The sequence below is a fragment of the Oceanobacillus sp. M60 genome (assembly GCF_053839645.1).
In genome coordinates, this window is record NZ_JBSSNH010000001.1 from 531853 (window position 1) to 548317 (window position 16465).

At 38.0% G+C, this 16465-nt stretch carries 17 protein-coding genes; 6 read left to right on the plus strand and 11 right to left on the minus strand.

What is annotated here, in order from left to right; genetic code table 11:
* Positions 1-43 precede the first annotated feature (43 nt).
* From ACW0TQ_RS02645 to ACW0TQ_RS02655, 3 genes are all read left to right on the plus strand, one after another.
* Entirely contained in the window at positions 44-970 is a 927-nt protein-coding gene (locus tag ACW0TQ_RS02645; protein ID WP_212929449.1) for a 1-phosphofructokinase family hexose kinase, read from the plus strand.
* A gap of 20 nt (positions 971-990) precedes the next feature.
* Positions 991-1860: a class II fructose-bisphosphate aldolase gene (locus ACW0TQ_RS02650; RefSeq protein ID WP_212929448.1), complete on the plus strand. Its 870-nt coding sequence runs from the start codon at positions 991-993 to the stop codon at positions 1858-1860.
* A 314-nt stretch (positions 1861-2174) separates the two neighbouring features.
* Entirely contained in the window at positions 2175-3422 is a 1248-nt protein-coding gene (locus tag ACW0TQ_RS02655) for a YeeE/YedE family protein (protein WP_212929447.1), read from the plus strand.
* Between the two features lie 130 nt (positions 3423-3552).
* On the opposite strand, the gene ACW0TQ_RS02660 is transcribed toward ACW0TQ_RS02655, so the two are convergent.
* Together ACW0TQ_RS02660 and ACW0TQ_RS02665 are read right to left on the minus strand one after the other, a co-directional pair.
* Positions 3553-4440 carry an Rpn family recombination-promoting nuclease/putative transposase gene (locus tag ACW0TQ_RS02660; RefSeq protein ID WP_212929446.1) on the minus strand — a complete coding sequence of 296 codons (888 nt, stop codon included), beginning with the start codon at positions 4438-4440 and terminating at the stop codon, positions 3553-3555.
* 91 nt (positions 4441-4531) lie between these two features.
* Positions 4532-4699, minus strand: coding sequence for an Rpn family recombination-promoting nuclease/putative transposase (locus ACW0TQ_RS02665; protein ID WP_212929445.1), 168 nt, complete (start codon positions 4697-4699; stop codon positions 4532-4534).
* Between the two features lie 262 nt (positions 4700-4961).
* Here ACW0TQ_RS02665 and ACW0TQ_RS02670 point away from each other — a divergent pair, with 262 nt between their 5' ends.
* Positions 4962-5210, plus strand: a complete 249-nt coding sequence (locus ACW0TQ_RS02670; RefSeq protein ID WP_042531617.1) for a hypothetical protein — start codon at positions 4962-4964, stop codon at positions 5208-5210.
* A 77-nt stretch (positions 5211-5287) separates the two neighbouring features.
* Here the strand turns inward: ACW0TQ_RS02670 and ACW0TQ_RS02675 are convergent, their stop codons facing one another.
* Complete coding sequence (locus ACW0TQ_RS02675) at positions 5288-6034, minus strand: alpha/beta hydrolase (protein ID WP_455725307.1); 747 nt, start codon at positions 6032-6034, stop codon at positions 5288-5290.
* A 268-nt stretch (positions 6035-6302) separates the two neighbouring features.
* Here ACW0TQ_RS02675 and ACW0TQ_RS02680 point away from each other — a divergent pair, with 268 nt between their 5' ends.
* Entirely contained in the window at positions 6303-6836 is a 534-nt protein-coding gene (locus ACW0TQ_RS02680; RefSeq protein WP_212929443.1) for a GNAT family N-acetyltransferase, read from the plus strand.
* A 297-nt stretch (positions 6837-7133) separates the two neighbouring features.
* On the plus strand, positions 7134-7985 hold the full coding sequence (locus ACW0TQ_RS02685; protein WP_212929442.1) for an AraC family transcriptional regulator: 852 nt from the start codon (positions 7134-7136) through the stop codon (positions 7983-7985).
* A gap of 331 nt (positions 7986-8316) precedes the next feature.
* Here the strand turns inward: ACW0TQ_RS02685 and ACW0TQ_RS02690 are convergent, their stop codons facing one another.
* The 8 genes from ACW0TQ_RS02690 to ACW0TQ_RS02725 form a co-directional block, all read right to left on the minus strand.
* Complete coding sequence (locus tag ACW0TQ_RS02690) at positions 8317-9057, minus strand: DeoR/GlpR family DNA-binding transcription regulator (protein WP_212929441.1); 741 nt, start codon at positions 9055-9057, stop codon at positions 8317-8319.
* A gap of 151 nt (positions 9058-9208) precedes the next feature.
* Positions 9209-9646 carry a ribose 5-phosphate isomerase B gene (gene rpiB, locus ACW0TQ_RS02695; RefSeq protein WP_212929440.1) on the minus strand — a complete coding sequence of 146 codons (438 nt, stop codon included), beginning with the start codon at positions 9644-9646 and terminating at the stop codon, positions 9209-9211.
* 19 nt (positions 9647-9665) lie between these two features.
* The gene (gene rpe, locus ACW0TQ_RS02700; protein WP_212929456.1) at positions 9666-10316 is read right to left on the minus strand and encodes a ribulose-phosphate 3-epimerase; all 651 of its coding nucleotides are present in this window, start codon (positions 10314-10316) and stop codon (positions 9666-9668) included.
* Positions 10317-10404: 88 nt separating this feature from the next.
* Positions 10405-11775, minus strand: coding sequence for a PTS transporter subunit EIIC (locus ACW0TQ_RS02705; protein WP_212929439.1), 1371 nt, complete (start codon positions 11773-11775; stop codon positions 10405-10407).
* 37 nt (positions 11776-11812) lie between these two features.
* Positions 11813-12739: a sugar phosphate isomerase/epimerase family protein gene (locus ACW0TQ_RS02710; protein ID WP_212929438.1), complete on the minus strand. Its 927-nt coding sequence runs from the start codon at positions 12737-12739 to the stop codon at positions 11813-11815.
* Between the two features lie 619 nt (positions 12740-13358).
* Positions 13359-14243: a glycerophosphodiester phosphodiesterase gene (locus ACW0TQ_RS02715; RefSeq protein ID WP_455725308.1), complete on the minus strand. Its 885-nt coding sequence runs from the start codon at positions 14241-14243 to the stop codon at positions 13359-13361.
* A complete protein-coding gene (locus ACW0TQ_RS02720; protein ID WP_226894742.1) occupies positions 14230-14991 on the minus strand; it encodes a glycerophosphodiester phosphodiesterase family protein in 762 nt (253 codons plus the stop codon). The genes ACW0TQ_RS02715 and ACW0TQ_RS02720 overlap by 14 nt, the downstream gene beginning before the upstream one ends.
* A gap of 133 nt (positions 14992-15124) precedes the next feature.
* Positions 15125-16453, minus strand: coding sequence for an ABC transporter substrate-binding protein (locus ACW0TQ_RS02725; RefSeq protein ID WP_052485112.1), 1329 nt, complete (start codon positions 16451-16453; stop codon positions 15125-15127).
* Positions 16454-16465: the final 12 nt, after the last annotated feature.

Genomic DNA, 16465 nt, shown 5'->3' on the forward strand with positions numbered 1-16465 from the left:
GGATTTATGATAAATCTATCGAACATGAAAATGAGGTGATAGTTTGTTGCATGTTGTTTGTCCGAACCCCGCATTAGATCGAACAATTTTTTTAGAGAAATTTGATGTTAACGGTGTCAGCAGGTCACATCAGGCGAAGGAGCTATTAGGAGGAAAAGGGTTTAATGTGATTCGTTCTTTTTCTTTTCAAAATCCAAACAGCGCTTTCACAGCACACGCTTTTTTAGGCGGATATATTGGCAAACATTTGCAAAGCTTGGCAAATGACCAGCATATCTCTACGACAGTAACACCTATTAAAGAAAATACGCGTATCTGTTCCATTATTGTAGATAACGAAAAAGGGCACGTACATTTAATTAATGAAAAAGGACCGGTTATCTCCACATCTGAAAAACAGGCATTTGAGGATACCTTACTGGATTCGGTAAAACCGGAAGATTATGTTGTCTTTTCCGGATCGCTGCCAGATGGATTACCCTCATCATTTTATCGGGATTTAATTATTTCTTTGCAGGATAAAGGAGCAAAATGCGTGATAGACAGCAGCGGGGAAGCTCTATCCAAAAGCATCGAAGCGAAGCCATGGCTGCTAAAAGTCAATGAATCGGAATATTTAGAGTTAAAAAACAAAACAGCGGAAACAACGGAAGAAATCATTACCCTCTTAAAGAATGATACAGCACTGGAAAATATTATTATTACATTGGGAGGAGATGGCTCCATTGCAAAAATTCACAGAAAATGCTATCGCATTACTTTGCCAAACATCACAGCAAAAAATGCAACGGCCTCCGGTGATATTTTTCTAGGAAAATTGTTAGAAGCGTTTCAATCGAATAAAGTAATCCAGACTGCTCTCATAGAGGCAAGCAGTTTTGCTGCTTCAAACTGCTTATATTGGTACCCGCATATTGATATAAACGATGTAAATGCAATAAAAGAACAGATTACATTGGAAGAACTATAAACTAATGAGGAGAGATTTCAATGACTTTATACTCTACAACACCAATGCTAAATAAAGCAAAAAAGGAAGGCTATGGCATTGTCGCATTTAACGTCCATTCCTTTGACAGTATTTTCTGGGTAGTGGAAGGAGCAGCGCAATTATATTCCCCTGTTATTTTGCAGACAACGATGGGAACGGTCAAATCCTTAGGCGCAAAAAATATTGTGAAGGTAGTAACTGCTGCATCAGACTATTATGAAGTGCCAGTTGGTTTACACCTTGATCATTGTACCGATTATGAGCTGATTAAACAATGCGTCCGTGCAGGCTATACTTCCGTCATGATCGATGCCTCGATGCATTCATTTGACGAAAATGTAACGCGAACCAAAGAAGTAGTGGATTTAGCAAAATCATTACATGTCAACATTGAAGCAGAGCTCGGCAAAGTAGGCGGCGTAGAAGACGATATCGTGGTAGACGAGAAAGATGCTCAAAAAGCAGTGCCTGAAGAATGTGTTGCCTTTGTAGAACAAACTGGCGTACCGACACTCGCTCCAGCCATCGGTACAGCACACGGAATCTATAAAGGGGATCCGGATATTGATTTTGACCGTATCCAAAAAATTGCTGAGATTGTCGACGTTCCTCTTGTATTACATGGCGGTTCCGCTGTGCCTGATAAAGATGTCCGTCAATGTGTCTCACTCGGTATGGCAAAGGTAAATGTTTCTACCGAATTAAAAAACGCTTATTCCCAAGCAATTGCTGATCATTTTAAAGAATATCCAGACCAATTAGACCCAAGACAATATTTACAAAAAGCAAAGGATGCGGCAATAGAAATGGTTGCTTCTAAAATCAAAATGGTTGGCAGTGAAGGGAAACTGGTAAAACCGTTTGTTTGATTGAGCTGCCGTATTTTCTTTCAATTGTTCTCAACGCTTCATGATGAAAAGAACCCTTCGAGATACAGTTTTTCATGATGTATTTCGAAGGGCCCTTTTTCATTTTATAAATGTTTTTATTTTATCCTCTACCTTATCTACATTTTCATCAAAACTCCACTTCTCTTTATCGATTTTTCAAAAAATAATGAAACCCTTTTCCTACCTTAAAATGCATTTCGATCATTTCTAATAACCCATTGACATTTTTTCCAAAGAGGCATAAACTAAAAAATCATAACAAACTAACTTGATAGGAATTAGAGGTGTTTTACATGTCTACATTGGCACAACCGGTTTCCGAACAACCAGCAAAAGTGGAGGATGCGCCAAAATTAAATCCCCCGCAGAAAAAACTGGTTGCAGGCGGAATCATTGTTACATTTATTTTGACGATTTATTTAGCAGCCACGCAACATGTCGTTCAGCCATTGTTGTTATTGATTGGATTACTGCTTGGATATACATTGTTTCATGCACGTTTCGGTTTTACTTCAGCCTTCCGGAGACTAGCTTCAGTAGGGAATGGCCAGTCTCTGCGGGCACATATGTTCATGCTGGCTATTGCATGTACATTATTTGCACCTATTTTAGCATTCGGGTTTTCCTTTTTTGGAGGAACACCTGCCGGTAATATTTCACCGATCGGCATTAGCCTGATTGTCGGAGCATTCATGTTCGGCATCGGCATGCAGCTCGGCGGCGGCTGTGCTTCTGGCACACTTTACGCAGTCGGCGGCGGCCGGACTGTTATGTTTATTACCCTGTTATTTTTTATTGTCGGCTCAACTATTGGTGCGGCTCATTCCACATTCTGGATGGACGATTTACCAGCTGCGGAACCTTTTTCTCTGGCAACCTCAACAGGGCTTGGTTACGGCGGAGCATGGATTGTTTCTTTATTAATTTTTGCCATCATTGCCGGGATAACCATTCTGATTGAGAAAAAACGCAAGCCTCCTAAAATGGCGGCACTCCCTTCCGAGAAGGGCTGGAAACGACTTTTCCGGGGTTCCTGGCCTCTTTTCGCCGCGGGTGCTGCACTGGCTGTTTTAAACGCTCTTACGCTGCTCACTCGTGACAGCCCCTGGGGCGTGACAGCCGCATTTACACTGTGGGGTTCAAAAGCAGCAGGAGCACTTGGCTTTAATGTGGAAAGCTGGGGCTACTGGGCGGGAAATACAGAAGCTCTCCATGCTTCTATTTTCGCAGATACGACAACCGCTCTTAATTTCGGTGTCATCTTAGGAGCTTTCATTGCTTCCGCAGCAGGAGGATTATTTAAGTTTACAAGAGTTACCAAAGGAAACACTGCCGCTTCCATTATTGGTGGTCTTCTGATGGGTTACGGCGCACGCCTTGCATTCGGCTGTAATGTCGGCGCATATTTCAGCGGCATTGCTTCCTTTAGTGCACATGGTTACATTTGGGGAGTAATGGCTCTTGGAGGTACCTTCCTTGCTTTATATTTGCGACCGCTATTCGGTCTTTCTGTGCCAAAACCACGCGATTCATTTTGCTGACAAAAACACGGCGATACAGGCAGCTTCCTAAAGTTATTTTCAGCAAATGAATCCAGCAAACTTGATAAGAGGCAGGGAGCTCTCTTCCTTGTTGTTAATAGAAAAAACACGGATTTCCCCCGTGTTTTTTCTATTTCAAGTATTGTTTGACGTCTTCTATGGTTTTCAATTCATCTATGTGATCCACTATTGCTTCCAGTGTGTTTATTTCCTGTTCGTATATCTTTTTCTTTATATCTTCTGAAGGTGGAGCTACAAACTTTGTGATTAATCGAATTGTGGTATTGGCTAATGCTTCTGCTTTTCCTTCCGCTCTGCCTTCTTCTTTTCCTTCATTCCGAAAAATCTCCGCTAATGTCATTGTCAACTCGCTCCCTTCTTGATAAGTGTTTCCTATATGGTCGATTATATCATAAAATTGTTTTTTGGTAAGATGCCGCTGGACACGGAAAATATAATAAAACAACGTCTTCAAATACGCTATTGCCCTTGTTTGATCCTGCAGCTGCCGCAGGTAATCGACTGCCTGATAGATGGTATTTACCACGGCGTGGATATCCTTTTTGCGGATATCCCGAAACACCATCAGAATAATTCGCAGGAACACATTCAATTGGACATTTTCGTCTTTATAACCAGATACATCGTATAGAAAAAATTCATAATCAGGGACATATTTCTGCAAATTGGGCGGGAAATCCTTATACCCTTCCAGCAAGTGATGAAAGGAAGTGCCTGCATACCAATCTGTATCGCCATGATACAGCACAATCGGCATAATGATTGGCAGCTTATTTTCTTCTTTATTATCCCGTTTGATTTCCCATATCTCCACCATATATCGCAGTAACTGCAAAGCAGTATAGTAATCATGATAGCTTTTATGCTCGAATAGAAAATAGACGTACGCGGGTTTTTGATGAATTTTTGTCTGGAATAGCAAATCGGAGAAATATTCTTGAAGGTCGTGACTGATAAAACGAAACTTCTTTCTGTGGGGTTTTCGCTCTTCTCCCACAGAATGTTAGTTGAGTGATTCAGGGAGTTAGCGTCCGTTATCCCCCGCTTAAATGAATTTATTTTCACTCTCTATTTCGAGGTGGGGGGTTTTACGGACGGTTCTCCGTGGCGAAGCTGTCTTTTTGCGGCTGAATGGATGCTACATCAATGGTTTCGCGAACGGAAGGCAGTAAAAAGTGGGTAATAAAATCCTTTGCAACATCCACATTTGAAAATGTTTCTTTAAAAATTTTGTCATGCGGGTTTTGAATCTGCAAAGTGATCAAGTCCTTTCATTGGTATCATTCGATGACTGAATCGAAAGTAAGTTCTGAATTATATTAACACAGCCTCCCAAAAGAAACAAATGTTCTAAATTTCTTTTTTAGGTCAGAAAATCCGCTATTTCTTTAACTTTTCGTTAAAGACAGCTATTGAAATATCCAAAAAAAATCAAAACCTCCTGTATATTTTTCAAATTTAATCCCAAACTAAGTATCGTTGTTGATTCACATTCTAAATGGATAGGGATGATAATTAATGATGAATAATAAAAAAGGAATGACCACGTCACTGATTGCTGCAGGTGTAGCAGGTGCGGCAGCCTATGGTATAAGCATGGGAATGCAAAATGGTTCCTTTCAAAACATGTCACAAAAGCTTTCCAATTCCATGAATAGCTCCACCATGCAGGATATTGCTAAACCGCTTCAGGATATGCTTGCAAGCGGCGGCCAAGCAATGAATCAAGGTGCTAGCGGAGGACAGAATCAAACACAATCTTCTTAGATGCAGGTGCAGAAGCATTTACTTTTAAGATGACAAAAGGGATGACATCAGCTTCGATGTCATCCCTTATTAAATTGTTATAATTCCCCTTCTTCTTCCCATGACTGCAATGCATGCAGAGACTTTTCAATAATCAAACCTTGGTCATTACCCAAGGTTGCTACATGATAGCTCTCCTTCAGGGTGACGATCTCTTTTGAATTAGCAGATATGCTGTCCAATATCATCTGAGCATTATCAGGTGAGACAACATGGTCTTCTTCGGAACTAAAAATAAGTGCAGGACAGGTTATTTTCTCCAGATTCTCCTTTGTTTCTTTTATCAGGCTTTCTAACTCTTTAATTGATTTAACTGGTATTTTTTCATAAGTGATTTCCATAGCATCTGCCTTTTTGATATCTGGTCCATCATCCGCAATGAAACGCTCTTTGAGATTTTCATACATTGCAGGTAATTCCACTGCTGCGTTGACAGTAATTATCCCGGCAAGCGGGTACTTTGCTGCCGTATATAGCGTCAATGTGCCTCCCATGGATAAACCGCAAACAAAAATTTTATCGCATCGTTCTTCAAGCCAGTTATATGCTTCTTCAACAGAAGCTATCCAATCTTGGTATGTATATTTTTCCAGATCCTCAGGAGCTGTTCCGTGACCCTTTAACCTCGGTCCACAAACAGTATACCCTGCGTCTGCGAAAGCTTTTCCAATCGGATACATCGCTTGAGGCGAGCCAATAAAACCATGGATTATTAGAACCCCTGCACGATTCCCTTCAAAATAAAACGATTCTGCTCCATTGATAATAGGATACTGATTGCTCATCTATTATTCCTCCTCTTAACGTAAACTTTACTTCTTATTGGAATAATTCAAATCATAACACTATCTTTTGAATTATAACAAATTGATTTCCTATAATTTGATTTATCTCATGAAGAAGATTATCTAAAAAAACTTGGACTTGTATGGTAAATGTATTTTCTTTTTCCATATTCGCTGTCCCTCACCATCATTTATTATTTCCTTCTTATATAGTAAAATAAGCAAAAGCCTTCACTACAATCCATTATATAAGAAAGAAGGGGTTTCCTTGAATATAAACCTTCGTAAAGAACAACCAACAGATTATCAAAAAACAGAAGCGCTCATTGAACAAGCTTTCCGAAACGAAGAGATGAGTGATCAACAAGAGCATTTACTTGTACAACGTATCCGCAGGTCCAATGCTTTTATTCCAGAGCTTTCTATCATCGCAGTAAATCAACAAAATAACATCCTTGGCCAAATTCTTTTTTCAAAAATAACGATTGAAAACAACGGACAAACAACAGCATCGCTGGCTCTTGCGCCCGTCTCTGTTCATCCAGACTACCAAAAGCAAGGGATTGGGTCTATGTTGATAAATGAAGGATTAGAACAGGCAAAGGCAGCTGGATACCCTTCTGTGATTGTGCTTGGTCATGCCGATTACTATCCCCGCTTCGGCTTTAAACCGGCCAGTTTATGGGGAATTCAAGCTCCATTCGATGTTCCAGATGAAGCCTTTATGGCTTTGGAGTTAACACCGGGTGCGTTAAAGGATGTCAGTGGTGTGGTTCAATATTCCGAAGCATTTTCTGAATAGCATACTGCTTCACCAGCTTTCCGATAAAGTGAAACTTCCTTCAGTGGGGGTTTTCTTTCATTCCCCACTGAAGGTTAGTTGAACGAATCGGGCCGTTACTGGTTGTTGGATCTCCCACTTAGAAATATAATTTTTTTACTCATTTCTTGAAGCGGGAGTCTTACAAAAGCCCTTCGATGGGGCGAGTAATTGTAGTCCCAGTCTCAACCAGTTACACTGCGACAAATTGGAACGCATATTGTCGGGAAACAGTTGATTTCAATTGGTATCCTTTAAATGAGAAGAGGAGGTTATCACATGGATACGCTTAATTCCATGAATGCTGCTATTGATTATATAGAGGAGCATTTAGATAAGAAAATCAATTACCAGCAGGCGGCTCAAATTGCCTGTTTTTCGGAACATCATTTCAAACGAATGTTTTCTTTTCTTGCCGGTATCCCTTTATCCGAGTATGTACGCAGGCGTCGACTAACATTGGCAGCATTAGAACTGCAGGAGAATAACAAGAAAGTGATTGATGTAGCATTGAAATATGGTTACCAGTCCCCTGATTCGTTCTCCAGAGCCTTTCAGGAATTGCACCATACCTTGCCTAGTACAGTAAAGCAGACAGGAGTTTCTCTTAAAGCTTATCCACCGATTTCCTTCCAAATTTCTATTAAAGGAGATGTTGAGATGAAATATCGTTTTGTCGAAAAAGATGCTTTTCACATTGTAGGGCATAAGGAAGTCATGTATCCAGAGGATGGAGATTTTAACCCTACTCTTTGGAATACACTTACCGATGCAGATTATGCAAAACTTGGAACACTTGAGAGAGAAGATCCGAATTTAAGCGGCATACTAAATATCACCGTCAATACCTGCCACGGTCCAGAGCAGAGCGAAGAAGCCTTGGAATACTATATTGCTGTTGTAACAAATCAAACTGCTCCAGATCATCTCGCTGCGTTAGAAATACCTAAACAACAATGGGCTGTTTTTGATGCGGAGGGTGAGATGCCTCATGCCTTAACAAGCACTTGGAGTAGAATTTACACAGACTGGTTTCCAACATCGGGATATGAACTTGCAGAAGCTCCCGAGATTGTAAAAAGCATCCATGATATGAAAACGGAGATTTGGATTCCTGTACAAAAAGGATAAGGTCTTTTACCTTAATTAAACTATCACAGACTAAAATAAGCGTGAAAAATTTTATAATGAATAGGTGAATTTGATGCCATTGTTGGACTGGAATTGCAAATAACTGTTAAATGATTTATTCGTGTGTATAATGACACTTACAATAATCTCATTTTATTGCAATAGGACAAACGTTCAATCTTTTTTGCCGGCTTCTTGGAAACACTATCAATTTAGCTTTTTTATGCACTTTATAAAGAAGTCGGCAAAAATATGTGATTAAACCTCATTTTTTTGATATCATATATATCTTAAAAATTCTATAAAGAACCAAAACCAATAGTATGACAAATTAATCAGGATGTATTAATTCTGTTACGTTAGCTATTTCCTTGTCGTATTTGTTTGATATAATTGTTACTTCATTTAAATCAAATGCTTTCACAGTAGAATTAACATGAAATTTCGAGTCATCACATAGTAAGAAATTCTTTTTAGAATTATGAATAACATGTTTTTTTTTGTTTGCCTCAACAAGATTTGGCGTACTCGCTCCTTTGAATAAATCAATTCCATTAGCTCCTATAAACGATTTATCAAAGTAAAAATTTTGTATGTTATTATCAGCCAAAGGTCCATTTAATGATGAAATGTTAGGGTTATATCTACCGCCTAAAACGATTATCTCCGCTTGAATTTCTTGAGAAATACCTAATACACTAGCGTTTGTAGTAATTATACTAATTTTCTTATCAAGAATTTTGTTTAATAATGCAGTGCAAGTGGAGCCCGAATCTAGATAAATTACATCTCCATCATTTATTAACCTTGCAGCTAATTCAGCAATTGCTTCTTTTTCTTTGGAATGTAACGATTGTTTTGCTGTTATAGATAACTCTACTGTTGGAGAAGATACTTTTACTGCCCCACCTGTTAACATAACAACTTTTCCTCTTTTCTCCAATTCCTTCAAATCTCTTCTAAGAGTAGAGATGGATACATTCGGAAGTAAACGATGCAATTCTTCAATTTTTAAGATTTCCTCTTTGCTAAGCTTTTCAAGAATTTTTTCTTGTCTCTCATAAGGAATCAAACCTTTTCCTCCTTACACGTAGAAATGATAATTACATTTTATCATTTTTTAGTGGTACATGATAAAAAATACTTTTATATTTACAATAAAAATAGCAAGACCACTGAAGTTTGATTTCATCATTGATCTTGCTGCTTCTAAATAGTATGTTTTACTCTTCTAACTTTGTTATCTTTTCTACTCTTTTAGAATGTCGACCTCCTTCAAACTCAGCTTCTAACCATTCCTTCACAATCATTTTTGCAAGCTCCTCACCTACAACTCTAGAGCCTAGAGCAAGAATGTTCGTATTATTGTGTTCCTTCGATAGTTTGGCTGAGTAAGGTTCACTGCAAACAACTGCTCGAATCCCTTTTATCTTATTAGCTGCAATAGAAATACCTACGCCCGTCCCACATATTAATATTCCTCGGTCAAAATCTCCGGAAAGGACTCCCTCAGACACTTTTTTGCTATAGTCAGGATAATCAACGCGTAAATTGGACTCTGTACCGAAATCTTGAATAGAGCACCCAAGCTCTTGCAAATACTCTATAATTGCAGGTTTTAATTCATATCCAACATGATCTGAACCAATTGCTATTTTCATTTGTTTCCATCTCCTCTTTTCAATATTTAAAATTATTAATTAACTCTCTATACTTTTGTTCCTTACCAAATAATGCTGAGGTTCCTAATACAAAACCATCAACGCCAATTCCACTTAATTTTTTCATTACAGTTGGCGACACAGCACCATCTACTATAATTTCAAATGTATTATTAATTTTTAAATTAACTAACTTCATTATTTTCTCATCTACATAATCAAGATATTTTTGACCTGAAAACCCTGGATTTACAGTCATCACCAGAACATAATCAACTAATGAAAGAAGTTCTTCAATTTGATGAATTGAAGTGCCTGGATTTATTGCAATACCTGCCTTTTTGCCCTTTTCTTTGATTTTATCAAGCGTACGGGTTGGATGTTTATCTGATTCTGGATGAATGTAAATAATATCCACGCCAAAACCAGCAAATAATTCTATATACTCTCCTGGATTTGAAATCATTAGATGGACATCTATCAGCTTATCAGTTGCTTTTTTTATGACTTCAATATCTTGCAGCCCCATTCCAAAGTTAGGAACAAAATGACCATCCATTATATCAATATGGAAAATATCTATCCCGGCATTATCTAATTCTTTCACTTCTTCTTGTAAGTTATTAAAATTTGCGCACATCATAGAAGGACAAATAAGCATAACGTTGATTTCACTCCTTCGAAAAAGATTTATTAACTATTTGTTAAAATCCCTTCTCATTACTAAATTCCCAACTTGAGAGATAGTTAGATTTTTCCTATGCAAGCTTTTCGTCTTTTCTTGTAAAGATATACGATAATACCCCTGCTACCACTAATGAAATTAGCAATCCAATCATAGCGTGTAAAAAATTAGATCCATTATCTTGCACAAAAGCAGGAAAAGTTGTTACACTTCCAAAAACAAAAGCGTTCGTTACAACTTTCATTAATCCAAGGTAAGCTCCTCCAGTGGCTCCTCCTATGATTTGTGCTAAAAATAATTTTTTATTTTTAACTAATAAACCAAATAATGTTGCTTCGATAATGGCAGATAAGGCGACGGTAATTAAACCTGTTAACGAAAAACTTCTTAGTTTTTTATCCTTTGCTTTAAAATAAACACCGATTGTTGTTCCAATAACCGCAAAATTACAAGCAAATGTAAAAGGTACAATATAGTCAAATCCATAAGTAGAAATATTATTAATCATAATAGGATTTACAGCCCAGTGAATACCAAGACTAACTAGGATGCTCCATCCGCCTCCAACGAGAATACCTGTTAATACACTGCTTCTTTCTATTAACCAATTAACAACGTTTGCTACTGCTTCTCCGCTGTATACCCCAACAGGCCCAATAATCATCACTGTTAGTGGAATCATAATGACTAAAGAAACCAGAGGAACAACAACTAACTTCAAAGTTTCTGGAATATGTTTATCTAAAAATTTATACAAATAGGAAAAAGCCCAAATAGATAAAATAATTGGTACCACTGTAGAATTGTAATTCATCAAAACAACAGGAATACTAAAAAAGTCTGTTGTCGCTCCATTTCCTACATTGCCCATTAACGCAATAAAATCTGGATGAATCAGTGAAGCTCCAATTAAAACCGAAATGTATGGGCTTGCACCAAATCTTCGAGCTGACGTAAACGCTAACAAAATAGGAAGAAAATAGAATACACTCATTGAAGCAACAAACAAAATAGTATATGTTCCACTGTCTTCACTAATCACTCCTGCTTGTACTGCTAAAATTAGTAACCCTCGTAAGATACCTGATCCCGCTAAAGCTGGAAGTAAAGGCGCAAAGATTGCTGAAATGGCTGAAAATATATTGCTGATAATACTGCCTGACTTTTCATTCTTTTCCTCTGTTTGCTGGAGGGAATCTCCTTTTGCCAAAGGTTCAAATTCATCATAGAGTTTCGATACTTCTGTACCAATTAATAGTTGATATTGCCCAGCTTTATTAACTACGTTTATCACACCATCAATTGCCTCTACAGATTTATCATCTACGATTGATGTATCTTTTAATGTCAGTCTTAGTCTTGTTGCGCAATGAGTCATGTTCGAAATGTTCTCCGCCCCGCCGACCTCACTTAAAATTTCTTGTGCTAATTTTTTATAATCCATGTATTACCCCTCCTTTTTATTATTGGTATTGAAAATCTTAGTTCAAGATTTCCAATACCAATTCACTTGCTTTGACACCACTATTCTGCTCAATAATCGATCCGATTTTTTCCATTCCAATTTTTTCAATTTTTTCATCGATACGCTGAATCATTTTTAAATTACTTTCGCATTCTTCAACGGGGTCTTCAATAACCGGGAAAGTATCAAAATAAATCGCATGATGATAATTGTGTAACTTCGTATAATATAGAAATTCAAAGGTCTTAACTAAACTGCTTGTTCCAATCATTAATCCATCGTCATTAAGTCCATAACCATCGTTCAAATGAACCCCAAATAATTTATTCTTGCTTCCTAAGATGCTTGCTCCATAAGCAGGATTCTCATGTTTCATTAACATGTGGCAGTAGTCTAACGTAATACCTACATTCTCTCGATTGACTTCATTAACCATTGTCATCGCAATCCCTAAACTATCTATAAAAGCATAAGCTCGAGGTTGAAATGGCTTATATTCGATACTAATTTTAATATCTGGTGCATAGTCAGCAATTTCAATCAGACAGTTTTTAATTTGCTGCCACACTTTCTCATAATTTATTTGAAATGAATAATCAAAACCATCAAAACCTAGCCAGATTGTAACTACTTCACCTTGAATTTCTCTGCAATAATCTACAGCTTCTTTGCATAATGTTAAAGCTTCTTGGGAAATGTTAATGTCAGCATTTCCTAACTCACCATTGATAAACTCATTTCTAAACCTTAGAGCTACTCCATTTGCCTTGAGGTCATATTTCTCTAAAAGTGCTTTCATTTCATCAGAAGAAGAATCAATAACGTGTTCTGGATAATTTAGATCTACATGAGTTAATCCAATACGATTGAATTCTTTAAAAACCTCCTCTAAATCATTATTAAATTTTGGTAAAAAAGAATTGATCCTTGTTGCTGTTTTCATTTTAAGTCCTCCTAATTTCTCTTCAGTTTTATAATATCATCATAACTTTCCAATTACAATCATTATTTTTCTTTTAAATTCATATTATTTCATAATTAATGATAAAGTATGGAATGAATTTAAAATTAACAGATAATTTGATTTATATTAATAGTATAGAACGTACTTAAATAGTTGGAATAAATTGACAGAAATTAAAAACATATAAGAATTACGCAGATTGATTCAGAAGCTATAAAGTGGGAGATTATCGGTTGTTTATTCATATGAAACCTTATGTAAAAAATATAGTTAGTTTAGGTATGATATTTTATTAGAAAAAGATTTATTGAATTTTACTTTTAAAATGGATGAAATAATACCACCAAATCCCAAAAGTAAATTATCTTATTTTTTCATTAAATTTCATCCAAATTCATATACGATGAGTCAATTGATTGTAGATGTTGGAGTAAGCTATCAATTAAGTATGCGCCATACGCTGGTGGCAAGAATCTGCTAAAGCTGTGGGGATCTTATAGCCAATTATACTGTAATAGATATCCTCTTAATTCCACTAAAAAACCTCACAAAGTCAAATAGTCGACTCTGCAAGGTTCTATATAAATAATGACATACTCTACTCCTTCAATACCTGCTTCGTAAAATCAATATCATCTGTAAAAATCCCATCCACTCCATACATCATGACGCGCTGCTGTTCAACAAGCTGCGTACGCTCATCCGTAAAAAACACATGAACTTCCTTCCCCTGCTGATGAAGCGTATCAACAACACATTTCGTCACATTTCTTGATTCGATTCCAATTACATCTGCGTCTGCTTCAAGCCCATCCTCTAAATCAAATTTATCTGTGCCATATAACAGCGTCGAACGGATTTCCGGTGCGAATTCCTGCAATTTTTTCAAGCTCTCCTTAGAAAAGGATTGAAAGCTCACATATTTTGGATCCAGCAAATCATTTTCCTGAAGCAGATTGATTAACGGTTCTTCCATTTTTGTTTGCCCATCAACCAGACGTGTCTCAATATAATAATGCTCTTCCTGTTTAAATGCCGTAACGATTTCTTCTAATGTCGGGACGGGCTCTTTATAGGTTTTCTGCCCGAATACGGCTACGGTATCGAATTGCTTGATTTCGTTCAACGTAAATTCTTCTGGGACGCCTGCTCCTGTTGTTGTACGATCTAAGGTCGTGTCATGAAGTGCGATTAATTCATGATCTTTGGTCATCCGTAAATCAATCTCTATTGAGTCTGCATCAGCCTCCGAAGCAATTTCGTAAGCAGTCAGCGTATGTTCATTAAAGAAATTATTCGCACCACGATGGGCAATCACCTCTAAATCAGTTGAAACTGCTTCAGGCCTTCCTGCTGCACTTGCATATAATGTCTCCGCACCATATGTTTCCGAATCCTTAAGTACCTGCGGCTTTGCTTCAAAAAAACCAGATATTATAAAGACGGCAATTACCAAAGTAAGTAAGATACTACGCCATGGCATAGCGCTCACACCGATAAAAGATGGCACGATCCGGATAATCCGTCACAATGGCTTTTACTTTCACGTCCAGTAATTGCTTCAGCGTATCCTTATCATTGACAGTCCACACACGCAGCAGTCTCTTCCATTTACTCCAATGATAAATATGCTTTAAAAATGTATCCGCCTCAACATGCAGTGCCTCTAAACCCAAAATATCAATATAATCCTCCGGGTGGGAAATCGGCTGGTTAATAATCCATGCCAGCCGGGCATCCCTGTCATAATGACGTAAACGAATCAGTGTAGGCAGATGAAAGCTGGAGTAAATGACACGATTCTTTACATCCGGATATTTAGCAACATAGTCTAGCAGCTTTTCTTCGATATTTTCATATAAATTTTTACACGTTTTTAATTCAATATTCAATGCAACATCTGGATATGGACTAACCAGCTGAAGGACTTCTGCTAAGGAGGGAACCTTTTCTTCCTCCCAGCTCTTATCATAAGTCTGGAATGAGGATAGATAGGCTGGATTCCAATGTAATTCCCGAATTTCTGAAAAGGTATATTCTGCTATGGATCCAATTCCATTCGTTGTCCGATTTAGTGTAGCATCATGCATTACCGCAAATTCACCGTCCTTTGTCATGTGCACATCTATTTCCAAACCATCCACTCCAGCTTCCAGTGCTTTTTCAAAACTTAGCAGCGTATTCTCCGGATATAATCCCATCATGCCGCGATGTCCATATACTTTTGTCAAGAAAATCCCTCCTGAAAATTGAGTTGTTATCATGAAGTATCCTTTTGTTCAGCGGAGGCTCCCTGCTTCTGTTCAGCCCAAAACCTCCGCTGAATGAACCTCTTACTTACATCGTGCTTTCCTCTGTTACTTATTACTCTCCACGAGCTTTATTTGCTGTTTCAATGGCTGCATTCAATTGTTCGATTGCTGTCTGATACGTGGTATCTACATCTCCGCCATTAAATACGCTCTCCAATGCCGTTTCAATAATCTTACGTTCTTCCGGTATCATATCCATGACAGCCCCCTGTGTTGCATAAGATGGGTTGGTTGCTTGCAGCTGTTCCACTGTCACCTTTAATTGTGGGTTTTCTTCATGCATTTCTACAGCCAGCTCCTCTTCATAAGCTGCCGGATTAATGGCAAAATAGCCTGTATCTGTATGCCACTGTGCCTGAATTTCAGGCGATTGCAGGTACTTCATAAAATCCCACGCTGCTTTTTGCTCTGCTTCCTCCTTGCCCTCACTCATCCAAAGACTTGCTCCACCGATAACCACACCTTCCCGTTCCACATTTTCCGGATGCGGTAAAAACGCGACGCCTACCTCAAATGGTGCATTATCGATTAAATCACGAGAATTAGCAGAGGATTGCAAAAACATCGATACATCTTCTGCTAAGAATCCAGCCAGCATATTATCGCCATTGGTGCCATAGTTTGCAAATGTTCCATCTGTATTCATCCGCTCTACCCATTCAAAGATTGATTTTCCTTGTTCTTCGGTAAAGCCGATTTCTGTTGCTACTCCTGAACGTCCATTATCTTCATTCAATAATAATGCTCCTTGGTTTGCCAATAATTGTTCAAATAACCAGCCATACGCCTGAAGCGCAAAACCTTTCATCTCAGGATTTGATTCGACAATAGCTTTACTAGCTGCTTCTACCTCTTCAAATGTCTGAGGCGGATTTTCCGGGTCTAAACCAGCTTCCTCAAAAGCATCTTTATTATAAAACATCACCGGCGTCGAAGAATTAAATGGCATCGAATAGAATTGATCGTCTATTTTATAATAGTTAACGATATTCTCTTCTAAATGCCCCATATCATAGCCGTCCTCATCAATAAACTTTTGAATCGGCTCAATATGACCGCTGTTTACCATCGACATCGTGCCTATCTCAAATACTTGAATCATCGTCGGCGCACTATCTGTCCCAGCTACACTATGAAACTTCGTTAATGCCTCATCATAGGTTCCCTGAAACTCCGCCCGGACCTCTACCTCATCCTGCGATTCATTGTAGGATGCGACAATTTTGTCCAACGCTTCTTGTGAAGCACCTCCCATTGCATGCCAAAAGGTGACGATTTGCTTGCCATCTTCTGTTTCTGTTGCTTCACTAGACCCTTCTGCATCATTGGAACCACAGGCTGCCATAAAAATAGTCATACTCAAAACGACGAATAACAACATTTTCTTCAAAAA